At 39.5% G+C, this 25,944-nt stretch carries 24 protein-coding genes; 22 read left to right on the top strand and 2 right to left on the bottom strand.

Features of this window, described 5'->3' with window-relative positions:
* On the bottom strand, positions 1–339 hold a 339-nt coding region (locus AC1FXP_RS20600), incomplete at its 3' end, for a hypothetical protein (protein ID WP_480063855.1).
* 149 nt (positions 340–488) lie between these two features.
* The gene (locus tag AC1FXP_RS20595) at positions 489–779 is read right to left on the bottom strand and encodes an AbrB/MazE/SpoVT family DNA-binding domain-containing protein (protein WP_250098149.1); all 291 of its coding nucleotides are present in this window, start codon (positions 777–779) and stop codon (positions 489–491) included.
* 200 nt (positions 780–979) lie between these two features.
* On the opposite strand from AC1FXP_RS20595, the gene AC1FXP_RS20590 reads away from it, so the two are divergent.
* From AC1FXP_RS20590 to AC1FXP_RS20485, 22 genes are all read left to right on the top strand, one after another.
* Entirely contained in the window at positions 980–1,939 is a 960-nt protein-coding gene (locus tag AC1FXP_RS20590; RefSeq protein WP_480063854.1) for a DNA double-strand break repair nuclease NurA, read from the top strand.
* 33 nt (positions 1,940–1,972) lie between these two features.
* Positions 1,973–3,805 (top strand): ATP-binding protein, encoded by a 1,833-nt coding sequence (locus AC1FXP_RS20585; RefSeq protein ID WP_480063853.1) that lies wholly within the window; start codon positions 1,973–1,975, stop codon positions 3,803–3,805.
* 392 nt (positions 3,806–4,197) lie between these two features.
* A complete protein-coding gene (gene metG, locus AC1FXP_RS20580; RefSeq protein WP_480063852.1) occupies positions 4,198–6,180 on the top strand; it encodes a methionine--tRNA ligase in 1,983 nt (660 codons plus the stop codon).
* A gap of 67 nt (positions 6,181–6,247) precedes the next feature.
* Positions 6,248–7,015, top strand: coding sequence for a TatD family hydrolase (locus tag AC1FXP_RS20575; RefSeq protein ID WP_480063851.1), 768 nt, complete (start codon positions 6,248–6,250; stop codon positions 7,013–7,015).
* 229 nt (positions 7,016–7,244) lie between these two features.
* Entirely contained in the window at positions 7,245–8,468 is a 1,224-nt protein-coding gene (locus AC1FXP_RS20570) for a ubiquitin-like domain-containing protein (protein WP_480063850.1), read from the top strand.
* Positions 8,469–8,659: 191 nt separating this feature from the next.
* Positions 8,660–9,229, top strand: coding sequence for a ribonuclease M5 (gene rnmV, locus AC1FXP_RS20565; protein WP_480063849.1), 570 nt, complete (start codon positions 8,660–8,662; stop codon positions 9,227–9,229).
* Positions 9,223–10,104, top strand: a complete 882-nt coding sequence (gene rsmA, locus AC1FXP_RS20560; protein ID WP_480063848.1) for a 16S rRNA (adenine(1518)-N(6)/adenine(1519)-N(6))-dimethyltransferase RsmA — start codon at positions 9,223–9,225, stop codon at positions 10,102–10,104. The genes rnmV and rsmA overlap by 7 nt, the downstream gene beginning before the upstream one ends.
* A gap of 49 nt (positions 10,105–10,153) precedes the next feature.
* On the top strand, positions 10,154–11,011 hold the full coding sequence (gene yabG / locus AC1FXP_RS20555; RefSeq protein WP_480063847.1) for a sporulation peptidase YabG: 858 nt from the start codon (positions 10,154–10,156) through the stop codon (positions 11,009–11,011).
* Between the two features lie 1,037 nt (positions 11,012–12,048).
* Positions 12,049–12,315, top strand: coding sequence for a biofilm formation stimulator Veg (gene veg / locus AC1FXP_RS20550; RefSeq protein WP_480063846.1), 267 nt, complete (start codon positions 12,049–12,051; stop codon positions 12,313–12,315).
* A 146-nt stretch (positions 12,316–12,461) separates the two neighbouring features.
* Entirely contained in the window at positions 12,462–12,650 is a 189-nt protein-coding gene (locus tag AC1FXP_RS20545) for a small, acid-soluble spore protein, alpha/beta type (protein WP_480063845.1), read from the top strand.
* Between the two features lie 211 nt (positions 12,651–12,861).
* Positions 12,862–13,725: a 4-(cytidine 5'-diphospho)-2-C-methyl-D-erythritol kinase gene (ispE, locus tag AC1FXP_RS20540; protein WP_480063844.1), complete on the top strand. Its 864-nt coding sequence runs from the start codon at positions 12,862–12,864 to the stop codon at positions 13,723–13,725.
* Between the two features lie 57 nt (positions 13,726–13,782).
* Positions 13,783–14,634 (top strand): pur operon repressor, encoded by an 852-nt coding sequence (gene purR, locus AC1FXP_RS20535; RefSeq protein ID WP_480063843.1) that lies wholly within the window; start codon positions 13,783–13,785, stop codon positions 14,632–14,634.
* Positions 14,631–15,005 carry a RidA family protein gene (locus AC1FXP_RS20530; RefSeq protein WP_480063842.1) on the top strand — a complete coding sequence of 125 codons (375 nt, stop codon included), beginning with the start codon at positions 14,631–14,633 and terminating at the stop codon, positions 15,003–15,005. Before purR ends, AC1FXP_RS20530 begins: the two co-directional genes overlap by 4 nt.
* Positions 15,006–15,267: 262 nt before the next feature.
* The gene (gene spoVG, locus AC1FXP_RS20525; RefSeq protein WP_034633708.1) at positions 15,268–15,561 is read left to right on the top strand and encodes a septation regulator SpoVG; all 294 of its coding nucleotides are present in this window, start codon (positions 15,268–15,270) and stop codon (positions 15,559–15,561) included.
* Positions 15,562–15,710: 149 nt separating this feature from the next.
* Positions 15,711–17,069 (top strand): bifunctional UDP-N-acetylglucosamine diphosphorylase/glucosamine-1-phosphate N-acetyltransferase GlmU, encoded by a 1,359-nt coding sequence (glmU, locus tag AC1FXP_RS20520; RefSeq protein WP_480063841.1) that lies wholly within the window; start codon positions 15,711–15,713, stop codon positions 17,067–17,069.
* Between the two features lie 90 nt (positions 17,070–17,159).
* Positions 17,160–18,110, top strand: a complete 951-nt coding sequence (locus tag AC1FXP_RS20515; protein WP_480063840.1) for a ribose-phosphate diphosphokinase — start codon at positions 17,160–17,162, stop codon at positions 18,108–18,110.
* 94 nt (positions 18,111–18,204) lie between these two features.
* Positions 18,205–18,837 carry a 50S ribosomal protein L25/general stress protein Ctc gene (locus tag AC1FXP_RS20510; RefSeq protein WP_480063839.1) on the top strand — a complete coding sequence of 211 codons (633 nt, stop codon included), beginning with the start codon at positions 18,205–18,207 and terminating at the stop codon, positions 18,835–18,837.
* A gap of 112 nt (positions 18,838–18,949) precedes the next feature.
* Positions 18,950–19,507 (top strand): aminoacyl-tRNA hydrolase, encoded by a 558-nt coding sequence (gene pth / locus AC1FXP_RS20505; protein ID WP_480063837.1) that lies wholly within the window; start codon positions 18,950–18,952, stop codon positions 19,505–19,507.
* 69 nt (positions 19,508–19,576) lie between these two features.
* Positions 19,577–19,804 carry an anti-sigma-F factor Fin gene (fin, locus tag AC1FXP_RS20500; protein WP_332633205.1) on the top strand — a complete coding sequence of 76 codons (228 nt, stop codon included), beginning with the start codon at positions 19,577–19,579 and terminating at the stop codon, positions 19,802–19,804.
* A 176-nt stretch (positions 19,805–19,980) separates the two neighbouring features.
* Positions 19,981–23,502 carry a transcription-repair coupling factor gene (mfd, locus tag AC1FXP_RS20495; RefSeq protein ID WP_480063836.1) on the top strand — a complete coding sequence of 1,174 codons (3,522 nt, stop codon included), beginning with the start codon at positions 19,981–19,983 and terminating at the stop codon, positions 23,500–23,502.
* A gap of 182 nt (positions 23,503–23,684) precedes the next feature.
* The gene (gene spoVT / locus AC1FXP_RS20490; RefSeq protein ID WP_480063835.1) at positions 23,685–24,224 is read left to right on the top strand and encodes a stage V sporulation protein T; all 540 of its coding nucleotides are present in this window, start codon (positions 23,685–23,687) and stop codon (positions 24,222–24,224) included.
* 130 nt (positions 24,225–24,354) lie between these two features.
* A complete protein-coding gene (locus AC1FXP_RS20485) occupies positions 24,355–25,944 on the top strand; it encodes a putative polysaccharide biosynthesis protein (protein ID WP_480063834.1) in 1,590 nt (529 codons plus the stop codon).

Genomic DNA, 25,944 nt, shown 5'->3' with positions numbered 1-25,944 from the left:
CCTAAAGGAGCGGGTTTCTCCTTTAGGCGCACGGCGAGAGGAGCCATCGCAAACCATGTTCGCACTGTTTAAGGAAGGAAGTAAGATTTCTTCCTTTGATTTAAGATTGAAGTGATGACTAGAGCCGCCGTAATCTCTTAAGCCTAAAGGAGCGGGTTTCTCCTTTAGGCGCACGGCGAGAGAAGCCATCGCAACATGTTCGCACTGTTTAAGGAAGGAAGGAAGTAAGATTTCTTCCTTTGATTTAAGATTGAAGTGATGACCAGATCCGCCGTAATCTCTTAAGCCTAAAGGAGCGGGTTTCTCCTTTAGGCGCACGGCGAGAGGAGCCATCGCCAATATGTTTGCACTTACTAAGGCAGAGAGAATTTCTCTTTCATCTAAACATAGAACCAACGAACAGCAAAAAAAGGTGGCTCACCGAGAACATACCAACAATATCAGGGATTGTGGTAGAACTAGGAGTAGCCACCCTTTTTAACAAGGAATTAAGCTTGAGTAGAACGAGATACGTACTCTTGAAGCTCTTTAATAATTTCTTTTGCACCTTGTGGGCTAAGAATGATCTTGCCATTAGCAATAGAAAGATTCTCATCAGAAACTTCACCTGTAACTTGGCAAGTCATATTCGGTTTGTATTTTTTTAAGATGATGCGATCATTATCAACATAAATTTCTAACGCATCTTTTTCAGCAATGTCTAATGTGCGACGTAGCTCGATTGGAATAACTACACGGCCTAATTCATCAACCTTACGAACGATTCCAGTAGATTTCATTGAATAAGTCTCCTCTCAGACTAAAAAGTAATTTATTTTTTCGGCGTCAATATTCGACAATTTTCTATCTGACTTTAGAGTACCAGTGTTTCCAAATCAAGTCAATTACTTTTTTATGTTAATTTAATATTAAAACAATTCTATCTCAAAGTGGAAACCGTTGATAAGATAGTATTTTTAGTGCGAGGTGATTACAATCTATGTTAGAAATTAACCATGGTCTTGTAGAAAAACTAAAAAAAATGAATCAAAATTTATTAACTATTTACCAAAAAACGCCTTCAGATAATTTAATTATTCGACAAAAACTTCAGTTGTCGAATGCGGAAATTCGACATATTCCTCGTTTTTCGACAAAGGCTTTGTCGGATTGGTTGAAAGGAAGAGAGTTAGCTGCTGTTGATGGCTCTGTGAACCAAACAAAAGGTGAGGCTCCACATATCCTCTATTTGTTTCAAGCGTTGGCAAAAACTACAAACGGGTATCAGTGCCAAGCTACCGATATTTATTCTCCTTTGCTGCACAGTAAAGTGGAAGAAAACGAAAGCACCCCGGCAAATTACCGTTCACATTTATTAGCTAAATTAGAATTAGAAGTTGCGATACAATTACTAGAAGAAAGACCATTAGCCATTTTGCTTATGGACGGAGCTTTGTATCATTACCGGATTGATACCCCGGACGAATGGGAAATGCTGCGTAAAAAGGCCATTGAGAAGGATGTGTTGTTAGTCGGTGTTTCTGAAGAGATTACGACGGAAAATTTAGTGAAACTAGAACCATTTCTACCGTATGAAAAACAGCCCCATACATATGATCGCGATTTATTGTTTGGTGTCCTTGAGCAGGAGGAAATGGTTTTTGTAGAAAAGATTCAAAGCAAAGCGGGATTGCAATCGGTCTGGATGAGGTTAACATCCGATCCTGCCATTACAGGCTTTGATGTGTTAGAGGAACAAGCTTCTTTTAAAGACGAGATTGCAAGTCTGTTGTTAACTCTCACACCGCGAGATGGGCGGGGGATTCCTCTTTGGTTAGACCATATTGATCGAGAGGTAAGAGTGACGGACAAGCTAGTCACAGCACTTGTCGAACAGTATATAGATCCTGATATTAGAAAGAAGTTTTTTGAGAAGAAACGAGTTTCTAGACCATATTGAGTGCATGAGTTAGGGAAGAAGGAGGAAAAGTAAATGCAAATTGTAGGTGTTACAACGCAGCATGAAGTGTATGTTGCCTCAAAAACGCATAAATTTCGAATGAATGAGATGCTTGTTATTGAAGATGCTTCCCTTTATCAGCCGAAAGGTGAAGTTGTCGAAACATTTTCATACAATCGCTATATTCCTATGGGATTTGATAAAGGCATTGCTGATGAACAAGTATTAAAGACGCTTGAACATATTGGATATGATATCGGAGCAGATGATATTCACTTAGCGAAGGTTCGATTATTTGAAGAGGCCATTCAACCAATCCAAACAGGAGCTAGTGTTCGTCATCCTCACTTTGATGAAATATCTGATTTACTAGTAAAAACAGCGCCAGAGGAAGGGCTTGTTTTAGGTGAGGTGAAATCGACTGATTTTATTGATTCGACATTGCCTGATTCGTTAAAAGGGTTGTTACATATTCACGACCATAATGGTTTGCGTGAGCAAAACGGAGTCCCGTTTGTTTTTGATATAAGAGCAATGCAGCAGTATCCGCATATTGGGGTGTTCGGTGGATCTGGTTCAGGAAAGTCATTTGGGCTTAGAGTCATGCTTGAAGAGTTAATGAAATTACAAATTCCAACTTTGGTCTTTGATCCTCATTTTGAAATGAATTTTGCAACGGAAGCGTTAGGTACAAAAGGGACCATTTCTTATCGAGAGCGTTATACAGTAGTCCAGATAGGGCAAGATGTTGGAGTTGACTTTTCCGCACTTTCAACTAGAGATGTTGAACGGCTGTTATCTGCTGCTGGATCGTTAACAGAGTCTATGGTTAATGTGATTCAATCGGTGCATAAAAGAAAAGATAGCTATCAGTCTTTTAGCGATAGAATTGCTAATTTAGCGGAGGCGTTAGAACTAGGAAAGCATAAGATTGAAGGAATGCTTAACGACGGGGGAATGACTAGAGATGAGTTAACTCGTTTTTCAACATTCCGGAAATTGCTTGATCAATATGGCAGCCTTCCTTTAGCTTCAGTGAAAGGAATTTCATGGCGTGTCAATCGGCTCTATCAAGCTGGTTTATTCCAGCAAAATATCAGAGCGATTGAGCAAGGAATTCATGCTGGAAAGCTTGTTGTTATTCAAGGGGCTGTATGGCTGTTGCAAGTATTTTCTAGTTATGTCATTGGCGCATTGTATGGGAAGCGGCGGTCATTTCGTGATGCTAAGCTCCAACAAAAGCAAGGGGATTTTTTCCCGCCATTTGTTGTTGTAACAGATGAAGCGCATAACTTTGCACCAAAGGGCTATGATGCACCGGCGAAATCAGTCTTAAAAGAGATTGCGCAAGAAGGGCGGAAGTATGGTGTCTTTCTGATCTTTGCTACGCAGCGCCCAACCTTGCTCGATGAGACGATTACGGCTCAGTTAAATTCTAAGTTTGTATTTAGAACAGTGCGCGGAACCGATATTCAAACGATTAAAGAAGAAACGGATTTAACGCATGATGAAGGAAAACGTCTTCCTTATTTACGCTCAGGAGATGTGTTTGTCTCATCTGCAATTATGGGACGGACCATGGCCATTCGAATTCGTATGGCGCACTCTGCTAGTCCGCACACTTTGAATCCGTTTGATGAACTGAAGAAAATGAAAGAACAAGACTCTGAACAATTGCTAAAAGCACTTGAATCTTTTTTTCCTTTAGCAGAAATGAATATTATGACTCACTTAACCAAACTAAACCAAGAAGCTGAAAAAAACTGGGATGTACAAACATGGAAACAGGAACTAGATCGTCTGAGCAGTGAAGGAGTTATTAAAAAAGAGAAAACTCCTTTTGCGACAATGTATAACCGCTCTTGACGAGAGACAGTGAATTAGGTATATTTTGGTTAGAATTTTGACATGATACATATGTATGCTAAAACATGTCTTAAAAATCGTTTTCGATATATGATGTCCAATGAAGGGATGAGTACAAGTAGAGATCTATAGGCAGCAATGCTATGCAGAGAGCCGGGGAAGCTGGAAACCGGTATAGATCCTAGTTGGAAGATGGTCCTGGGAGGAGCTTACTTTCGAGTGTTTGTACATAAGGGAGTAACGTAGCTGGCGTTAACAGAGGAAGTCTTAGACTTCATGAGCCTTCTTATTGTGAAATAAGAAGGGAATTTTGGGTGGTACCACGTGAGATGCTCTCGTCCCGATCGGATGAGGGCTTTTTGTATTGTTTTTTAAAATGAGGAGGAAGTATTGTGACAGATCAAAAAAAGACTTTTTATTTAACAACCCCAATTTATTACCCTAGTGATAAGCTTCATATTGGTCATGCTTACACAACTGTTGCAGGGGATGCAATGGCACGCTATAAGCGTCTTCGCGGCTATGATGTCCGTTTTTTAACAGGGACTGATGAACATGGACAAAAAATTGAAACAAAGGCAGCAGAAAAAGGCCAGACGCCTCAGGAATTTACTGATCAAATTGTTGCTGGGATCCAAGAACTTTGGAAAAAGTTGGATGTGTCCTATGATGATTTTATTCGTACGACAGAGGAGCGCCACAAAAAGGTTGTTGCACAAATTTTTGAGCGCTTACTTGAAAAAGGTGACATTTATTTAGATGAGTATGAAGGCTGGTATTCAATCCCTGATGAAACGTTTTACACAGAGCGTCAGCTAGTGGATCCTGTAAAAAATGAAAACGGAGAAATCATTGGTGGAAAGAGCCCAGACAGTGGCCACCCGGTTGAAAAAGTACGTGAGCAATCGTATTTCTTTAAGATGAGTAACTATTCAGATCGCCTCTTAAAGTTCTATGAAGAGAATCCGACCTTTATTCAACCAGAATCTCGTAAAAATGAAATGATCAATAACTTTATTAAGCCGGGATTAGAAGATTTAGCTGTATCTCGTACTTCGTTTAAATGGGGAGTACAAGTTCCTAGTAATCCAAAACATGTCGTCTATGTATGGATTGACGCCTTATCGAACTACATCACAGCCCTTGGCTACGGGAGTGAAGATGAGGAGTTATATAATAAATATTGGCCAGCTGATGTTCACTTAGTAGGGAAAGAAATTGTTCGTTTTCATACTATTTATTGGCCGATCATGTTAATGGCTCTTGATCTACCACTTCCGAGAAAAGTATTTGGTCATGGTTGGTTGTTAATGAAAGACGGCAAGATGTCCAAATCAAAAGGGAATGTAGTTGATCCGGTACCACTTATTGATCGTTATGGTCTTGATGCTCTTCGTTACTATTTGCTACGTGAAGTACCTTTTGGATCTGATGGAGTTTTCACACCAGAAGGGTTTGTGGAGCGAGTAAATTATGATTTAGCTAATGATTTAGGAAACTTACTGAATCGAACAATTGCTATGATCAACAAATACTTTGACGGCAACATTCCTGAATATGTTAAGGATGCAACACCGTTTGATGCGCCTCTTGTTGAGCTAGTCGAAGCAACAGTGGCAAAAGTAGAAAATGCAATGGAAGAAATGGAATTCTCGGTAGCCTTAACAGCGATTTGGCAGTTAATTAGCCGTACGAATAAATACATTGATGAGACACAACCATGGGTACTAGCGAAAGATGAAGCGAAAAAAGAGGAGTTAGGATCTGTTATGTATCACCTTGCCGAGTCGCTGCGTCAAGTATCGATTATGATTCAGCCGTTTATGACGGAAACACCGAAACGTATTTGGAAACAGTTGGGTCTTCCGAGCGATGTAACAGCTTGGAATACACTCGAAACGTTTGCTCAAATTCCAAGTGGTACAACGGTTGAAAAAGGAGATCCTATCTTCCCTCGCTTAGATATGGAAGATGAAGTTGCTCATATTGTTGAAATGATGGGCGGTTCTGTAAAAAAAGCTGAGGAAGAGACCGTTCCTGAAGTAGAAGAGAATGAAATTACAATTGATGATTTCACAAAGGTAGAATTACGTGTGGCAGAAGTCCTAGAAGCGGAGCCTGTAAAAGGGGCGGATCGCTTATTAAAAATTCAACTAGATCTTGGCCATGAAAAGCGCCAAGTTGTTTCCGGAATTGCCAAACACTATACACCGGAAGATTTGGTTGGGAAAAAGGTCATATGCGTAACAAACCTAAAACCGGTTAAACTACGTGGAGAACTGTCTCAAGGTATGATTCTAGCTGGTTCAAAAGGGAAGAAGTTGCAACTGGCAACGATAGATGGAAATCTGCCAAATGGAGCACAAGTAAAGTAAGCAATTAGGGGAGGGAGCATCGTATTCTCTCCTCTTAACTATTATCTTGAAAGGAAGTACATATAATATGCTATTTGATACACATGTTCACTTAAATGCCGATCAGTTTGATGAAGATCTTGACGATGTGATTGTTCGTGCAAAAGATGCTGGAGTTGAATACATGGTTGTCGTTGGCTTTGATGAAAAAACGATCAATCGTGCTTTAGACCTAGTTGGAAAATACGAATTTATATATGCAGCAGTTGGTTGGCATCCAGTAGATGCCATTGATATGACAGGTGGACATTTACAATGGTTAGAAGAACTAAGCTCACACCCAAAAGTTGTTGCGCTTGGTGAAATGGGTTTAGATTATCATTGGGATAAGTCACCAAAAGAAATTCAAAAAGAAGTGTTTCGTAAGCAAATTCGCTTAGCTAAAAAAGTTCAATTACCAATTATTATTCATAACCGTGACGCTGACCAGGATATTGTTAACATTTTGAAGGAAGAAAAAGCAAGTGAAGTCGGGGGAATTATGCACTGCTTTGGTGGAAGTGTAGAAATTGCTAAGGAATGTTTGGGTATGAATTTTCATATATCTCTTGGAGGTCCTGTTACGTTCAAAAATGCAAAACGTCCAAAACAAGTTGCCAAAGAAATACCCATTGATCGACTGCTAATTGAAACTGACTGTCCATATCTAGCACCTCATCCATTTCGAGGAAAAAGAAATGAACCTGCCTTTGTGAAACTAGTAGCAGAAGAAATTGCAGAGCTAAAAGAGATGGAATTTGAACAATTGGCTAAGCAAACAACAGCGAATGCAAAAGAAATTTTTGGCATTTCTTGATAGCGAATAATAACTTAATTTGCCGAGGCTTGTCTAATTGTTGCTTGATTCGAAACAGTTCTACAAACTTAGGTGGATGCATAGAGTGGACTTGTCGATAAGTTTTTGTTTCTTTTGCTCGCGTTTTCATAGATAATAAGATCAATGCGGCAATTAACAAAAATAGTGAGTTGACAAAAGGAGGTACAGTGTTTATAATTCGGACGTTGAGAGGGAGGAATTCATTGAGATGGAAACAAACAGGAGCCAACTCCTTCCTGCTATAGATTTTAGGAAAAAGTTGGTCATCTCCGTTATCAGTCTCATACTCTTTGGAGGCGTGATTACTTACGCTGTATACGAGGCGACAAAAGCAACAGTAACAATCTCTGTCGATGGAGAGGAAGTTACAGTGCAGACACATGCATCTACCGTTGCTGAACTGATGGAGGAGCAAGAATGGAAAGTCCAAGATTATGATTTTATAGATCCAGGGTTGGATACAGAGGTTAAAGGGAATCTGACAATTACGTGGGATCAAGCAAAAAAAGTCTTTGTAACAATTCAAGGTCATGAAGAACCAATATGGACGACTGCAGATGATGTGGAACAACTCATACAAGAATTAAATATTGATTTCAAAGAGGAACATGATTTAATTGCGCCAGCATTAAACGAAGAAATAACTGACAGAATGAATCTAATCTATGAATCTGCGTTTCAAGTTGAGCTTACTAGTGACGGAAAGCAGCATGAATTATGGACAACTTCGACGACTGTCGCTGACTTTTTAGAGAGAGAAAGTGTTACGATAGGTGAGCTTGATCGTGTTGAGCCGGGGTTAGATACAAGGCTTGACCGGGAATCAGAAATTCAAGTAATACGAGTAGAAAAAGTCACCGATGTGGTGGAAGAGTCCGTCGCTTTTGGAACAGTGACGAGAAAAGATAACTCATTAAGATCAGGAAAAGAAGAGGTTGTTCAAGCTGGAGAAGAAGGTACTGTCAACAAGCACTATGAAGTCGTGCTCGAAGATGGTGAAGAAGTCTCTAGAGAGCTTGTGAAAACTGAGACAGTCAAAGAAAGTACAGACCGCATAGTCGCTGTTGGAACTCAACCTGCCCCTACTGTGTCACGTGGATCGAGCTCAAGCAGCAGTTCGAGTGGATCTGCTCCTAGTGGTGGACGGACGTTAACCGTTACGGCTACGGCATACACAGCTGGTTGCAGCGGGTGTAGCGGAATTACAGCAACAGGTATTAATTTAAATAATAATCGTAATATGAAAGTAATTGCCGTTGACCCTAGCGTCATTCCTCTAGGCACGCGTGTCCATGTTGAAGGATACGGAAATGCGATTGCTGGAGATACTGGCGGTGCAATTAAAGGGAACAAAATTGATCTACACGTACCAACGAAAAACGAAGCACGTAGATGGGGAGTAAGAACGGTAAAAGTCACCATTTTAGATTAAGTGTCAGCCTAACACAGAGTGGTAATCCACTCTGTTTTTTTCTTATGGGCAAAGCAGCAACAATCATTGAAAGCATGAGCATTCAATCAATAGCTATGGCACTTTCCCCTTTATCTTTAAAATACATAAACCATATTAATTCAACCATTTTCCGGCTAAAATAGAACTAGCCTAATTGTTAGGGGTATATTATGAAAATAAAAGAAGTAATTGTCGTTGAAGGGAAAGACGATACGGTAGCTATTAAGAGAGCTGTCGATGCAGATACAATTGAAACAAATGGCTCTGCGATTAACGAAAGTACTCTTGCTCAAATTGCTCTTGCGCAAGAACGGAGAGGAGTTATCGTTTTAACTGATCCTGATTATCCAGGCGAACGGATTCGTCGAATTATTAGTGAACGAATTCCAGAATGTTTGCATGCTTTTTTACCAAAAAAAGAGGCGATATCTAAAAAGCAAGATGATCTTGGTGTAGAAAATGCAACTCCAGAAGCGATACGCCAAGCGTTGATTCATGCAAAACAAGAGGAAGATACAAAACAAGAGTCAGACGTCATTGATTGGCAGGACTTACATGCTGCAGGTTTAATAGCTGGAAGCAATTCGAAAAGAAGAAGAGAACGCATAGGTGAGATTTTGCATATTGGCTATGCCAACGGCAAGCAACTTCATAAACGACTGCAGAAATTTCGAATTACTGAAACTGAGTTCCAAGAAGCGATACAGCGTGTGTTTGAGGAGGAACAAAACGAATGGTAAAAGACATAGCAACACCAGCACGTACGAAGGAAATATTAAATAAGTTTGGATTTAGTTTTAAAAAGAGTTTAGGACAAAACTTTTTAATTGATACAAATGTATTAAGGAATATTGTTGATGCAGCAAGTATTAGTGAATCAACAGGTGTGATTGAAGTAGGACCAGGGATTGGAGCACTGACAGAACAATTAGCGAAACGAGCGAAGAAAGTCGTCTCTTTTGAAATTGACCAACGGCTTCTCCCGGTGCTAGATGAAACCTTAGCCCCTTATGACAATATAAAAGTTATTCACTCTGATGTTTTGAAGGCAGATATTCATCAAACGATAAAGGAGCAGTTCAAAGACACAAGTGACATTATGGTTGTCGCTAATTTGCCTTATTATGTCACAACGCCGATTTTGATGAAGCTATTAGAAGAGCATTTGCCAATTCGAGGCATTGTTGTCATGATTCAAGCTGAAGTTGCTGATAGAATTGCAGCAAAGCCTGGGACGAAGGAATACGGAGCGTTGTCCATTGCAGCACAGTATTTTGCCGAGGCTGAACGCGTGCTAACCGTACCTGCAACAGTGTTCGTACCACAGCCAAGAGTGGATTCTGCTGTCTTGCGTTTAACGGTTCGAGAAGAGCCAGCTGTGTCAGTTTCAGATGAGTCTTATTTCTTTCAAGTGTTCCACGCGTGTTTTGCGAATAGAAGAAAGACGATCCTTAATAACCTAGTACACAATCTAGGGCCTAAGGAAAGAAAAACGGATATTGAAGAGGCTCTGCATGAAGCAGACATTGACCCGAAGCGTAGAGGGGAGACCTTATCGCTTGAGGAGTTTGCCCTTCTAAGTGAAGCTCTTCTGAAAAGATTCCCGAGAACTTAGCACACATGCCCCCTTTTCCACATATTTTAAGTGGAGAGGAGGCGTGACAATGAAGCTGAATAAAGGGGATATCGTCGCTCGCCTTTCGTATCAGTGTGATTTGTTGTTTAGGGTAGTAGAAATTTATTCCGACTATGTAGAACTCGCTGGAGAGGATATGCGTCTACTTGCCGATGCCCCGTTAGATGATGTTGTCATCGTTTCAGAAGAAGAACGAACAGCATATGCAAAAAAGGCGAGAGAACTTGAGGAAAATTCATATCGACTTTTCAGGCAAGATGCAAAATTGATGAAACAACGAGGAGATTATCAAGTCACATCAGGGTACAAGAGCGAAACTGCTTATTTTGAATTACGAGGGCGTGTCCTTCATATTGACGGTGATGGCCTATACCTTCGTAAATGTACAGAATTATATAATAAATTAGGTGTTCCGGTATATGGAGTCCACCTTCCTGAACGAGAAATGCCAGAACAGATTGGTTCGTTATTAGAAATGGTTAAGCCGGATATTGTGGTTGTAACCGGTCACGATGCATATTTGAAAGCAAAAGGAGATGAACGTGATGTGCGTTCATACCGCAATACAAAGTACTTTGCTGAATGTGTACGGATTGCACGCAAACATTCGTGGCACCGTGATGATTTAATTGTTTTCGCTGGTGCTTGTCAATCTCATTTTGAAACACTCATTAAAGCTGGAGCTAATTTTGCTAGTTCTCCTGACCGTGTGAATATTCATGCTCTTGACCCTGTTTATATTGCTTCAAGAGTGAGCCTGACTTCGTTTATGGACCGAGTTAGTCTAGCTGATGTACTGCGTAATACAATTAGCGGTGAAAAGGGACTAGGTGGAATTGAAACAAAGGGTGTAATGAGGCGTGGTATGCCAATGAAATACGATTGAAAAAGAAGGCCCTTAGATCGGGACCTAGATTGGGTAAGGTCTAAGGTTTTTTTGTTTTCACAAAAGAGAGGTTCGCTCTTTTTCAATATGGGGAAAAGAGCGGCCATTTGCGATGACTCCGCGCAAAGTATTGTTTGCATAAGGTTGTTTTCGCATACTTTGTTGTTTTGATTGGGTACGTGCTCCTCACATGTTCGTTCCATTGCGCTCCAGCCACTCGCACCCGCAAGGAGGTGCCGAGCCGCTATTTCTCCTATTTCTTTTGATCGTTGGAGAGTAGGGAATTTCTATCTTTCCGCTCAACAAAGCGGACGGGATGGGAGGGCCGACTCCTGCAGGAGGGAAGGGCAGGTTGAAATCCACCGGCGCAGCCGGTTAGTTCAACGCCCGCCTGCGGAAAGCGTGCCCCCCATCCCGGGAGCGAGGTCGAAGCTCCTTTTTAAGTCCGAAATAAACGAGCACTTTTTAGCGGATTCGAGGAAGTGGCAATGGCTCCACACGTTGCGCGCCTGCTAGGAGAAACCCACTCATAGCAGGCTTTAAGACACAGCAACGGTTCCGCTCATTGCTTAAAGGCCACTGAAAAAGGTCAAAACCGTACCTTTTTCAGTGGCCTCCCTCTTTATCCCGCAGGAGTCGAGTGACTTCCGCTCCATTTCACTAAGGGAAAAAACTTTCTTTACAGCAAAAATCTTTACAAAAACTAGCCTTATCATAAAAAAGGGAAGAACGACAGGTTTGCGAAGGCTCCGCTCGTCGTGCGCTTTTTGAGAAACTCGCTCAAAAAGCTTAAAACATAACGACGGCTCCGCGCATCGCATCGTTTTCACAAAAAAGAGAAGTTCGCTCTTTTTTGTGAAAACTTACATAATTTTTTTTGTTATTGGCATACTAAGGTCGAATTGGTAGTGGGGATAATTTATTTTTTCGTCAAAATAGATTGACAAAATTCTTGTTCACTTGATATAATTTTAAATTTATTTGACGAAAAGTGTAGATTGTGCTATACTACACATACAGTGAGGTGGGGTGTCGTAATGGCAAAAACGTTAATAGACATTAAGCGTGCATTAGATGCTAATGTTGGTAAGAGAATTACAATCAAGGCAAATGGTGGTCGTCGGAAAACGTCGGAGCGTTCTGGTCTTCTTGAGGAAACATACCCTTCTGTGTTCATAGTGAAATTAGATGAACAACAAAATGCATTTGAGCGCGTATCTTACAGTTATGCTGATATTCTTACAGAAACAGTAGAACTTATGCTCTGTGAAGAGGGTATTGATTCAACAGTTCTTAAGGTATAATCCGAACTAGATATACGATATACAGACAAATATAACCCTCTGAAGGCTGAATTCAGAGGGTTATATTTGTCTTGATTTGAGTAAATACTATGTTTGTCGTGTATAAAACGACATTTTCTGATTTGCAGAAAAGGAGTTGTTGTGACATGAGCAGGCGAAGAGGAATTATGTCTGACCAATTTAAAGAGGAACTTGCGAAGGAACTAGGCTTTTATGAAACAGTTCAAAAAGAAGGCTGGGGCGGAATACGTTCAAGGGATGCTGGAAATATGGTCAAAAGGGCAATTGAAATCGCCGAAGAGCAGCTCGTCCTTCAACAAAACGATCGAAAGTAATTATGGTGAAGCCAGAGCGAAAGCCTGGCTTCTTTGATTATTATTATTATTTCTAGAGCGTGACAAAAAGACACATTTACTAATGAAATTTTCTTATTCCTTTTTGTTATGTGATAATATGACTATATTGTAGAAAAAGAGACAATAGGTGGTATGTTGATTAGACAAATGATAAAATAGCCTAAGCAAATGGATATAGAAGGTGACGAGTGTGAGATGTTCAGTAAAAGCACCAGCGAAAATTAATTTGTCGCTTGATGCAATAAGGAAACGGGAAGATGGATTTCATGAGGTTGAAATGATCATGACGATGGTTGATCTTGCTGATCGAATTGATCTAACTGCTAGAGAAGATGGGGCTATCAAAGTGGACGTATCAGAAGGATTTGTCCCTAATGATCATCGGAATTTAGCTTATCAAGCTGCTGACCTTTTGAAAAAACGGTATAACGTTAAAAAAGGTGTTTCAATTTATATCACAAAACGAATTCCTGTTGCTGCTGGATTAGCTGGTGGGTCTAGTGATGCAGCTGCTACATTAAAGGGGCTAAATCAGTTATGGCAGTTAGGATTGAGCATGGATGAACTTGCTGTGCTTGGTGCTGAAATTGGATCTGACGTATCGTTTTGTGTATACGGAGGAACAGCTCTTGCTACAGGACGTGGAGAGTTAATTCAACAAATTTCGCCCCCTCCTCCTTGTTGGGTGATCCTTGCTAAGCCGCCAATAGGAGTATCAACTGCAGAAGTGTATAAACGTTTAAATGTGCAAGAAATAGAACATGCCAATACAAAAGCAATGATCGAGGCAATTGAGCAACAAAGCTTTGCAGGCATTTGTGAAAACTTACATAATGTACTTGAGTCAGTTACGTTGGACATGTATCCAGAAGTACGAAATATTAAAGAACAAATGATTCGTTTCGGTGCTGATGGCGTATTAATGAGCGGAAGTGGACCAACTGTATTTGGACTAGTTGAACATGAATCAAGATTACATCGTGTTTACAATGGACTTAGGGGATTTTGTCAAGATGTCTACGCTGTCAGGTTAATTCGTTCAACAGACTCTTGATTAAAACCGAACGAACGTGATATATTAAATTAAAATATTCGGTTTTATGGAGGTCGTATGAAAAAGCTTAAACGTAGTGGTCGTCTTGTTGATATGACCTATTTTTTACTGCAACACCCTCATGAGGTCATTTCCCTTACTCATTTTTCTGAACGTTATCAATCCGCTAAGTCTTCCATAAGTGAAGATTTAGTCATTGTAAAAGAGATTTTTGAAGGTGAAGGCTATGGCTCTCTTCTAACTATTTCGGGAGCTAGTGGTGGAGTCAAGTTCATCCCTCGTATTCACCCCGAGCAAGCTGAAGAATTTGTCAATGAGGTGATTGAACAGCTTGCTGTACCTGAGCGGATACTTCCAGGTGGGTATTTGTACATGATGGATCTTCTTGGAAGTCCAAAGTTCATTCAACGTTTGGGACAAGTCTTTGCTTCCGTTCTAGCCAATAAAAAGATAGATGCCGTCCTAACTGTTGCGACAAAAGGAATTCCTCTTGCTTATGCGGTTGGTCAGTATTTAAATGTTCCGGTTAGCATAGTTAGACGAGACCACCTTGTCACAGAAGGGTCAATGGTTAGCATTAATTATGTATCTGGCTCCTCGAAACGAATTCAAACGATGACGTTAGCGCGTCGAAGTTTAGCACCAGGGTCAAGAGTATTTATTGTCGATGACTTCATGAAAGCTGGCGGAACGATAAGAGGAATGATGGATTTGCTCGAGGAATTCCAAGCCGAGCTAGTAGGGATAGGTGTATTGGTAGAGTCTGTTGGAGTCGAAGAACGCTTAGTTGATGAGTATATGTCAATAACGAAGCTTTCAAATGTAGATGTTAGAAACAAAACAATTATAGTAGAACCAGGTAGCGTGTTAGAGTTATTACAAAAGATGGAATTGGAGGAGAACAAATGAAAACGATCCATACTAATTTAGCACCAGGTGCAATTGGACCATATTCTCAAGGGGTAATTGTCAACAACATGTTTTATAGTTCCGGACAAATTCCTTTAACGGCTGAAGGGGAATTGCTACAAGGAACAGTAGAAGAGCAAACTCATCAAGTATTTAAAAACCTTAACGCTGTGCTAGAAGAAGCCGGTGCTTCATTTGAAACCGTCGTAAAAGCGACAGTATTTATTAAAAACATGGATGATTTCCCACGCATCAATGAAGTTTATGGAGAGTATTTTCATACACATAAGCCTGCAAGATCATGTGTAGAAGTGGCTAGACTACCTAAAGATGTGTTAGTTGAAATTGAAGTCATTGCATTAGTAAAGTGATCGCTAAAAGAGTGGTTATAAGCCGCTCTTTTCTTTTTTTGAATCAAACATTTAAATAATTTTAAAATAGTACCGTATATAGGTCAGAAATTTAGCCGAAATATTGTAATCGCTTTCGTTAAAGGGTGGTGGAAAAGCCGGCTTTCTTAGGAGTTATATAATCAATATAAAAATTAAAAAAATTTTTGACTAAAGAAGGAATTCCAAAATTTATAGAGAATTGTGTAAGTAAGAATAAACAAATATTAGGTGGTGGCCAACAATGCAGGTAACAGATGTGAGATTGCGTCGAGTAAATACGGAAGGCCGTATGCGAGCAATAGCTTCGATAACGATTGACCATGAGTTTGTGGTGCATGATATTCGCGTAATCGATGGTAATAACGGGTTATTTGTAGCAATGCCAAGCAAGAGAACCCCAGATGGCGAATTTCGCGACATCGCACACCCAATCTCTTCACAAACAAGAGAGAAAATTCAAACAGCGGTACTAACAGAGTATGACAAAGCAGGAGAATACGAGGAAATAGAATTTGAAGAAGCTGGAGCTTCATAGAAACAGAAAGAGTCCTAGGTAGGGCTCTTTTTTTTTACAAAAAGAAGTGACAAATTTGTTGTCATTGCTAATGAAACTGATATTTCCTTGAAAAGCCCACGGTTTTAAGATATATTCGTAATGGAAAACGCAACACCTGGAGGGGAATTATGAGCAATCGTTATGCAGTGATATTAGCAGCTGGTCAAGGAACAAGAATGAAGTCGAAATTATACAAGGTGCTTCATCCTGTTTGTGGAAAACCAATGGTTCAACATGTTGTTGATCAAGTTTCTAGCTTGGGATTTGAAGAGAAAGTTGCTGTTGTTGGGTTTGGTGCAGAAGTTGTTCAACAACAATTAGGAGAAGGGGTCTCTTATGCTGTTCAAGAGGAGCAATTAGGCACAGGTCATGCAGTTATGCAAGCAGCGAGTATGTTAGAAGGCAAGGAAGGTACGACAGTTGTACTATGTGGTGATACGCCACTGTTGACGGCAGAAACGATTGATCAATTACTTACATGCCATGATAAAGAAAAAGCCAAAGCAACGATTTTAACAGCTGTCGCTTCTGATCCTACAGGATACGGCAGAGTGATTCGTAATAAAGAGGGTCTTGTTGAACGTATTGTCGAACATAAAGATGCAACAGAAGAAGAGCGAGGCGTAACGGAAATTAATACAGGGACGTATTGCTTTGATAATGTAGCGCTTTTTGAAGCTCTAAAAAAAGTCGGAAATGATAATGTTCAAGGAGAGTATTATCTTCCTGACGTCATTGAGATCCTCCAAAAAGGTGGAGAGACAATCTCGGCATACCAAACACCTTCTTTTAATGAAACACTTGGTGTAAATGACAGAGTGGCTTTAGCTGAAGCAGAAGTGATTATGAAGCGTCGAATTAATAATCATTGGATGAAGCAAGGTGTAACCATTATTGACCCAAATAATACTTATATCTCAACAGAAGCTTCTATTGGTCAGGATACTGTTCTTTATCCTGGAACAGTTATTTTAGGTACGACAACGATTGGTGATAATTGCATAATTGGTCCGAATACAGAGATTAAAGACAGTAAAATTGGTAATGGGACGAACATTCGTCAATCTGTAGTGTATAATAGTGAAGTTGGAAACACTGTTACTATTGGACCGTTTGCACATGTCAGACCGGACTCGACAATTTCCGATGATGTTCGGATTGGAAATTTCGTTGAAGTGAAAAAATCGGTAATGGGTCAAGGGAGCAAAGCTTCACACTTAAGTTATATTGGTGATGCCGAAGTGGGCAAGGATGTGAACTTTAGCTGTGGCGCAGTAACGGTCAATTACGATGGCAAAAATAAATTTAAGACAGTCATTGAAGATGGTGCTTTCATTGGTTGTAACGCTAATTTAATTGCACCTGTAACAGTTGGAAAAGATGCATTAGTAGCAGCAGGGTCAACGATTACGGAGGACGTTCCAAGTCAATCTCTTTCTATCGCTCGAGCTAGACAAACGAATAAAAGCGATTATTTGAAGAAGTAATGCTTTTAGCTTTTCTTTGTATCTTCAATTTTGATTAAATATATAAAATTAAAAATATAAGGTTAATTAGAATACCGGAGGGAAAATATAGTGGCTAAATATGGTGATCCTAGCTTAAAGGTTTTTACGTTAAATTCAAACAAAGGTCTTGCGCATGAGATAACTGAACATATAGGCGTACCTATGGGGAAAAGTTCTGTTACTCGTTTTAGTGATGGGGAAGTACAGATTAACATTGAAGAAAGTATTCGTGGTTGTGATGTCTATCTTATTCAATCTACTTCTGCTCCGGCTAACGAACACATCATGGAACTTTTGATCATGATTGATGCGCTGAAGAGAGCATCAGCACGAACAATTAATCTTGTTTTGCCTTACTATGGTTATGCTCGTCAAGACCGAAAAGCACGTGCTCGTGAGCCGATCACAGCTAAGCTTGTTGCAAATCTAATTACAACAGCTGGTGCAACAAGAGTGCTTACTCTTGACTTACACGCTACCCAAATTCAAGGATTTTTTGATATCCCTGTAGATCAGTTAATGGGTGTACCGATTTTAGCTGACTACTTTTCTGAAAAGCAACTTGATGATATTGTCATTGTTTCTCCAGATCATGGTGGGGTAGTACGTGCTCGCAAAATGGCTGATCGCTTAAAAGCCCCAATTGCAATTATTGATAAACGTAGACCGAAGCCGAATGTTTCTGAAGTTATGAATATTGTCGGAAACATTGAAGGGAAAACAGCGATTATCATTGATGATATTATTGATACAGCTGGTACGATTACACTTGCGGCTAATGCATTAGTCGAGCATGGTGCAAAAGAAGTGTATGCGTGCTGTACGCACCCAGTATTATCAGGGCCAGCTATGGAGCGTATTAATAATTCCAAAATCAAAGAGCTTGTCGTAACAAACTCCATTGTTTTAGAGGATGAGAAGAAAAGTGAGAAGGTAACAGAACTTTCTGTTGCTGCTCTAATGGGTGAAGCCATTATTCGTGTACATGAACACGCGTCTGTAAGTAAGTTATTCGACTAAGCCACCATTCTAAAATTGCTAAAAAAAGGTTTAAATACTCTTTTTAAGGGAACATATGATATAGAGGATTTAAATCTAATTTGAGGTGATTACTATGGCAACTGTTTTACAGGCAAATCCAAGAGATGACCTTAGAGGGTCAGCTACGAGAAAGATTCGCAAAGAAGGGTATGTTCCTGCTATCTTGTATGGTAACAAAATTGAAAGTCAACCAGTTGCTGTCATGAGTGTTGATCTACTCAAAACAGTTAGAGAAGTAGGGAAGAATGGATTGTTCTCATTAGATGTAACAGGGAAAAAGAAGCATCAAGTCATGATTCATGATATTCAAATTGATCCTCTAAAAAACGAATATACACATATTGATTTCTTTGAAGTAGACATGACTTCTGAAATTGATGCGAATGTTCCAGTAAGATTAACGGGTGAAGCTCCTGGAGAAAAAGAGGGAGGAATGGTTTCACACTTATTGTATGAAGTAGGTGTGAGATGTTTACCTGCTGATATTCCAGAAGAGATCACAGTAGACGTGTCTAGTCTAAATATTGGGGATTCTATTCAAGTGGCAGACATTCGTTCGCAAGCTTCAGTTGACATAACGAGTGAAGATGATGAAACAATTGTCACGGTACAACCTCAGGCCGCTGAACAAGAAAATGGCCAAGCTCCTGAAGAGCAGGCTGAAGAGGCAGAGGAAGTTGAAGAAGGTAAGTCAGAAGAAGAGTAAGGATAAAGGTGTCTCAAAGGTATGGTATGCCTTTTGGGACACCTTTTTATAGAGTGAATTATGATCCAACTGTTGAACCGTAAAGTAGAAATAAAGTCAAGGGGATGTTCAAGTGAAATTAGTTGTTGGCTTAGGGAATCCAGGACCCAAATATGCCGGAACCCGTCACAATGTTGGATTTGATTGTATTGACTATTGTGCAGAGCAAGTAGGGATAGAATTAGATCAATCAAAGTTTAAAGGTGTATTTGGAAAAGGGATGATCAATGGTGAGAAAGTCATTCTTCTCAAACCTCTTACATATATGAATTTGTCAGGAGAAAGTGTTCGATCATTAATGGACTATTTTAACATCGATGTAGAAGACGTACTTATTATCTATGATGATATGGATTTACCAGTAGGAAAAATTAGACTACGTCAAAAAGGAAGTGCTGGTGGTCATAATGGAATTAAATCATTAATTCAACATTTGGGGACACCAGAATTCAAACGTATTCGAGTCGGAGTAGACCGTCCACAAAATGGAGAATCAATTGTAAATTATGTTCTAGGTACGTATCGACCCGAAGAACGTGAGCATGTCGAACAAGCCATTATCCAATCTTCAAAAGCGGTTGAAGCATGGACGACAAAGACTTTCCTTGAAGTTATGAACGAATTTAATTAAAATCGTATAGAGAGACTTTTTACTGTTAATAATAATGGGTACTTAATATAGCAAAAGGAGGCTTTTGCCTTGACTATCCATTATCATTGCCGTCATTGCAAGACAAATCTTGGCGCAATTGATCAGCAAATGCAGTCTGAGTCTTTAGGTTTCAATCATTTAACAAACGACGAACGAACAGATATGGTGTCGTACCATTCAAATGGAGATATGCATGTACATGCAATCTGCGAGGATTGTCACGAAGCGTTAACGAGGAACCCAGACCTATATGAGTTGGATCATCTTATTCAATAATTTAAGGATTAACAAAGCTTTGGTTACTAACCAAAGCGTTTTTCTGTTATGTCATGCAGGATTCTAGTCATGAAGAAAGAATAGAGAAAAGAGAGTAAGAATATAGTAGGCAAGAGGAATTGAGTTACATATATATAAATGAATACTGAAGGTGAAGAAATAACAGGGGGAACATCATGTCAGGATTGCAACAATATTTACGTACTAACGATGAGATAAAAGCGGTTTCAGATAGTTTAGATGCAAATATGAAAGAACAACTTATTTCAGGTTTAACAGGATCGGCGAGAACGTTGTTTATGTCATCGGTCTATTTAGAATCGAAAAGATCGATGCTCGTTGTTACTCACAATTTGTTTCAAGCGCAGAAGCTTTATGAAGATTTAGTAGGACTTTTATCGGAAGAGGAAGTCCTCCTATATCCAGTTAATGAATTAATTTCTGCTGAAATTGCGATAGCAAGCCCAGAAATGAAGGCGCAAAGAATCGATGTATTAAATAAGCTCACTCAATCATTTCAAGGAATTATTATTGCCCCATTAGCAGGGGTGAGACGACAACTTCCACCAGCGCAATTGTGGAGAGACTGTCAGATTGATATCGGAGTCGGAACAGATATAGGTGATATTTCTACATTGCTTGAGATGCTCGTTATGATGGGCTTTCAACGGGTGGAAATGGTTGCTGCGCCGGGAGAAGTGAGTGTGCGTGGAGGCATTATTGATCTGTATCCATTAACAGAATCGGATCCAATAAGAATTGAGTTGTTTGACACAGAAGTTGATTCCATTCGAACGTTTGAAGTGGATAATCAGCGCTCGAAAGAAGAACGAAAGAACATCATTATCGGACCTGCTCAAGAAGTTCTCTTACATAAAGAGCATTATCAACAAGCAGCAAACCGTTTATCAGAAAGCTTAACAACAACTTTGAAAAAAGTGAAGGCAAAAGAAACGAAAGAAAAATTATCACAACATATCTCGTATGAAATTGGACAGCTAAAACAAGGGTCGACGTTTCAAGGAATGTATAAATATATGTCACTCTATTATGAAGGGCAGCATTCACTTTTATCGTATGTGTCGAGTGATACGGTTGTTGTCATGGATGAGATTTCAAGGGTTAAAGAGATTTCTGATAATTTAGAGAAGGAAGAAGCGGAATGGAACATGGCATTGCTTGAGCAAGGAGAAATTGTTCATGATGTCTCGATGTCTGTTCCGGTTTTTGAAGTGCTTAAACATTCTCCTCTATCAATTGTCTATTTGTCCCTTTTCCTAAAGCACGTTGCAGCAACAAATCCAGAAAATGTGATGACGATTTCATGTAAATCGATGCAACAATTTCATGGACAAATGGAGCTTCTTGTATCCGAAGTCAACAGATGGGTTAAAAGCAATCAAGCTGTTGTGTTTCTTGCTGCTTCTAAGGAACGTGCTAACAGGCTTTCGCTGAACTTAGAAGATGAGGGAATCGATACAAGAATTATTGAAAAAGCTACGGAGCTAGTTGGTGGCCGAGTTCAGATTGTTGTTGGTAGCTTACAATCAGGATTTGAACTTCCATCAAGTAAGCTTGTCGTTATTACTGAGGAAGAAGTGTTTGCTAAGAAGCAATCAAAAAGGCCACAACGTAAGCAAGCCATCTCTAACGCCGAGAGAATCAAGAGTTACTCGGAGCTTAAGGTTGGCGATTTAATCGTTCACACAAATCATGGGATTGGGAAATATCTTGGTGTTGAAACGCTCGAGATTAACGGCTTGCATAAAGACTATCTTCATTTACGGTATGCAGGAAATGATAAGCTTTACGTCCCTGTTGAGCAAATTGATCAAGTTCAAAAGTATGTAGGTTCAGAGGAGAAAGATCCAAAAATATACGCCCTCGGTGGGAATGATTGGAAGAAGGTAAAGAAAAAGGTTCAGTCATCGGTAGAAGATATTGCTGATGATTTAATTAAGCTCTATGCAGAACGTGAAGCTAGCGTTGGTTTTGCTTTTTCTGAAGATAACAATGAACAGGCTGAGTTTGAAGCGTCTTTCCAATATCAGGAAACAGAAGATCAAATTCGTGCTATTTCGGAAATTAAAGAAGATATGGAAAAAACACGGCCGATGGATCGACTGTTATGTGGAGATGTTGGATATGGTAAGACGGAAGTTGCTATTCGTGCTGCTTTTAAAGCGATTATGGATGGCAAACAAGTAGCCATTTTAGTACCAACAACAATATTAGCCCAACAGCATTATGAAACAATTAAAGAAAGATTCTCAGACTTTCCAATTAATATTGGTGTATTAAGTAGGTTCCGTTCTAAAAAAGAACAAACAGAAACATTAAAAGGAGTAAAGGCTGGATCAGTTGATTTAATCGTTGGGACCCACCGCCTCCTTTCAAAAGATGTCTTGTTTAAAGATTTGGGCTTACTGATTGTCGATGAAGAGCAGCGTTTTGGAGTAACTCATAAAGAAAAAATTAAACAGTTTAAAGCAAATATTGATGTCCTTACATTGACAGCAACCCCGATACCGAGAACGTTGCATATGTCAATGCTTGGCGTGCGTGATCTGTCCGTCATTGAAACGCCTCCTGAAAATCGTTTTCCTGTTCAAACGTATGTCGTTGAATATAATGCTGCACTAATTCGTGAAGCGATTGAACGTGAAATGAGCCGAGGTGGGCAAATTTATTTTCTTTATAACCGTGTAGATGATATTGAGCGAATGACAGAACAATTAGGCATGCTCGTTCCTGATGCTCGAATTAGTTATGCTCACGGGCAAATGAATGAGCGTGAACTAGAAACGATTATGCTTGAATTCTTAGAAGGAAATAGTGATGTGTTGGTGACAACAACCATTATCGAGACGGGCGTCGATATTCCAAATGTAAATACGTTAATTATTTACGACGCTGATAAAATGGGACTATCCCAGCTTTACCAAATTCGAGGACGAGTCGGTCGTTCAAATCGAGTTGCGTATGCATATTTTACGTATCAACGCGATAAAGTACTAACGGAGGTAGCAGAAAAACGATTGCAAGCAATCAAAGAATTTACAGAGCTTGGTTCTGGTTTCAAAATTGCGATGCGTGATTTGACGATTCGAGGCGCAGGTAATCTTTTAGGTGCTCAACAGCACGGATTTATTGAGTCGGTCGGGTTTGATTTATATTCGCAAATGCTTAAGGATGCGATTGAAGAACGAAAAGGGGATAAGCCTAAGGAGCCTCCTTTCCAGGTCGACCTTGATGTCAAAATTGATGCTTATATTCCGGAGTCATACATTCAAGATGCGAAACAAAAAATTGAAATGTATAAGAGGTTCAAAGGTGCAGAATCAGTTAGTGATTTAACTGACTTGAAGGACGAGATGTTCGATCGTTTTGGTGAGTATCCAACGCAAGTGGACTTTCTTCTTCGCTTAACACATATCAAATTAATCGCTAATGAGGAAAAAGTTGAACAAATTACAGAAATAAAAGATCAAATTGAAATGATTTTATCAGAAGAAACCTCTAAAAACATGGATGGGGCGAAACTGTTTGAAGTATCTCATAAATTAGGACGAGAAATTGTTTTAGGTACAGCAGGAGATAAAATCAAATTTGTGATCAAAACAAAATCTTTAAGTGATGAACAAGTGTTGCTCTTTATTGAAAAGTTACTTCAGGGGCTTCAAGACGCGAAAAAGTAGTAAGTATTTGCCTTGCTTTACTAAATGGTGGAATATATGGGGTGTTTAGCCTATCAAACAAATTCATGAATTGGTGAATAGTTCTTTTTTTACGAAAGATACTATTGTTAAGAAAAGAAATGGTTATTTTCTTACCACTTACCATCAAGTGAATACATCATTAGAAAGTGAGGCAATACAGTATGAAAGCTACAGGTATCGTACGTCGTATTGATGATTTAGGACGGGTTGTTATCCCGAAAGAAATCAGGAGAACACTTCGAATCCGAGAAGGAGATCCTCTCGAGATTTTCGTTGATCGTGATGGCGAAGTGATTTTGAAGAAATACTCGCCTATTTCTGAGTTGGGTGATTTTGCTAAGGAGTATGCGGAAGCGCTTTATGATAGTTTAAATCAATATGTTCTTATTGCAGATCGCGATACTTTTATTGCGGTTGCAGGGGCACCTAAGAAAGAGTATGCCAACAAGAGCATCGGTGAAATTGTTGAAAAGGTTATGGATGAAAGAAAAACGAAGCTGGAAACGACAGCAGGAGAACATAACCTCGTTGGTGACCATTCGGATGATTTAAAAGGATACGTAATTACACCGATTATTGCAAATGGAGATCCAATAGGTGCTGTTGTAATCTTTAGTAAAGAACAAGAGCTTTCGGGCACAATTGAACAGAAGCTCGCAGAAACAGCAGCAAGCTTTTTAGCTAGACAAATGGAACAATAAACATAAGGTTGGTTAAAGCTCGTCTTCTTTTGGAGGACGGGCTTTTTATGCGAGAACAGGCACTATCAGCACTTACTTACAACATCTGTCTTTGTTATGGTAAGATGATGGAAAGAAAGGTGAGAATCATGTGAGAAATAAAGATTTATTACAAGGCGTAGCCATTCTTTCGGCTGCGGCATTGCTTGCAAAAATATTAAGTGCTGCTTACCGAATACCCTATCAGAATTTGTCTGGTGATATGGGCTATTATGTCTATCAACAAATCTATCCCCTTTATGGGATTATCATAACACTTTCAATGTATGGCTTTCCTGTTGTACTTTCAAAGCACCGAGCGGAATTGTTAGCAACGGGGAGGAAGGAAGAAGCAAGAAAGATAACGAGTGTGCTTTTTTATGGATTACTACTATTAGCAGTTCTAAGTTGGTTGCTTCTATTTTTGCTTGCTCCTATGATTGCCGAAGTAATGGGTGATGAGAAGCTAGTTGGACCAATTAGAGCAATGAGCTATGTTGTTTTTTTACTTCCATTTTTAAGTGTTGGACGAGGATATCATCAAGGAGAAGGAGAACTAATTCCAACGGCAGTCTCTCATATTGTCGAACAGTTTATTAGGGTTCTACTTATATTAGCACTTACATACTTTTTTGTGACATCAGGCTTTGATGCTTATCAAATTGGAGCTGGCGCAGCATATGGGTCTTTATTTGGTGGACTTATTGGGATTATTGTATTGCTATTCTTAACAAAGGCTGTATGGATGAGAGAGCTCATTCATCCAAAAGAGCTCAATGGTCCAAACATCCTTAAGCAAAATTGGGGAATGTTTAAGCATAGCTTGTTTATTTGTTTAAGTGCGCTTATGTTTGTACTCATGCAACTTGTCGACGCGTTTACAATTATCAGACTTTTGCAAATGAGTGGTGTAGATCCAACTGTAGCCTTTCCAACTAAGGGAGTTTATGATCGTGGCCAGCCTCTTATTCAATTGGGGACGGTGTTAGCAACAACGTTAACATTAGCACTTGTTCCAATGCTTTCAAAGGCTGTCGCAGAGCATAATATACATATGGCAAAGAAGTATCAAAATCTTTCTTACCGCTTGGCGTTTTTAATTGGTGGAGCTGCAACGGTTGGACTTTTTATCATTATTGAACCGACTAACCATATGCTTTTTACAGATACAACAGGTACGAATGTATTGCGTGTGCTTAGTTTAGCCATTGTTCTTAGTTCGTTTTTCGTAACAGTTTCTGCCGTTTTACAAGGATATAATTACACGTATTTGCCTGCAATAGCAGTAGGAATAGGTTTTATAACAAAATTGTTATTAAATGTCTTGTTTGTTCCTATTTTTGGAACAATAGGAGCAGCATGGTCAACTGTCATTGCGGTATTATGTATGGTCATCTATTTACTAGCGGCATTGAATGGAAAGAAACAGTTGTACTTTGGCTCTTTTCTATCTTATGGCCGCGTTGGTGTTGTTTTAATTGCGATGGGGTTATTGACGTCGTTATGGAAAAAGTGGCTATCAGCTATACTTCCTATGGATGATCGATTAACTGATACAATCATCGCCCTCACGTCAGCAGGAGTTGGTGGTTTAGTTGTAGCCTACTTTTTGTTTGCGTTATCTATCTTTACAGATGAAGAGTGGAGCAAGATTCCTAAATTAAATAAAGTAAGGGCACGGTTTGTAAAAAGGAGAAGGTGA

The sequence above is a fragment of the Halalkalibacter sp. HAAS-P013 genome (assembly GCF_056619925.1).
This window is presented reverse-complemented; position numbering and strand designations above follow the sequence as displayed.

Bases quoted from the DNA above. Each gene is read 5' to 3' on its own strand.
- AC1FXP_RS20595 (WP_250098149.1), bottom strand. From the start codon at position 779: ATGAAATCTACTGGAATCGTTCGTAAGGTTGATGAATTAGGCCGTGTA.
- AC1FXP_RS20590 (WP_480063854.1), top strand. From the start codon at position 980: ATGTTAGAAATTAACCATGGTCTTGTAGAAAAACTAAAAAAAATGAAT.
- AC1FXP_RS20585 (WP_480063853.1), top strand. From the start codon at position 1,973: ATGCAAATTGTAGGTGTTACAACGCAGCATGAAGTGTATGTTGCCTCA.
- AC1FXP_RS20575 (WP_480063851.1), top strand. From the start codon at position 6,248: ATGCTATTTGATACACATGTTCACTTAAATGCCGATCAGTTTGATGAA.
- AC1FXP_RS20570 (WP_480063850.1), top strand. From the start codon at position 7,245: ATGGAAACAAACAGGAGCCAACTCCTTCCTGCTATAGATTTTAGGAAA.
- rnmV (WP_480063849.1), top strand. From the start codon at position 8,660: ATGAAAATAAAAGAAGTAATTGTCGTTGAAGGGAAAGACGATACGGTA.
- rsmA (WP_480063848.1), top strand. From the start codon at position 9,223: ATGGTAAAAGACATAGCAACACCAGCACGTACGAAGGAAATATTAAAT.
- yabG (WP_480063847.1), top strand. From the start codon at position 10,154: ATGAAGCTGAATAAAGGGGATATCGTCGCTCGCCTTTCGTATCAGTGT.
- veg (WP_480063846.1), top strand. From the start codon at position 12,049: ATGGCAAAAACGTTAATAGACATTAAGCGTGCATTAGATGCTAATGTT.
- AC1FXP_RS20545 (WP_480063845.1), top strand. From the start codon at position 12,462: ATGAGCAGGCGAAGAGGAATTATGTCTGACCAATTTAAAGAGGAACTT.
- purR (WP_480063843.1), top strand. From the start codon at position 13,783: ATGAAAAAGCTTAAACGTAGTGGTCGTCTTGTTGATATGACCTATTTT.
- AC1FXP_RS20530 (WP_480063842.1), top strand. From the start codon at position 14,631: ATGAAAACGATCCATACTAATTTAGCACCAGGTGCAATTGGACCATAT.
- spoVG (WP_034633708.1), top strand. From the start codon at position 15,268: ATGCAGGTAACAGATGTGAGATTGCGTCGAGTAAATACGGAAGGCCGT.
- glmU (WP_480063841.1), top strand. From the start codon at position 15,711: ATGAGCAATCGTTATGCAGTGATATTAGCAGCTGGTCAAGGAACAAGA.
- AC1FXP_RS20510 (WP_480063839.1), top strand. From the start codon at position 18,205: ATGGCAACTGTTTTACAGGCAAATCCAAGAGATGACCTTAGAGGGTCA.
- mfd (WP_480063836.1), top strand. From the start codon at position 19,981: ATGTCAGGATTGCAACAATATTTACGTACTAACGATGAGATAAAAGCG.
- spoVT (WP_480063835.1), top strand. From the start codon at position 23,685: ATGAAAGCTACAGGTATCGTACGTCGTATTGATGATTTAGGACGGGTT.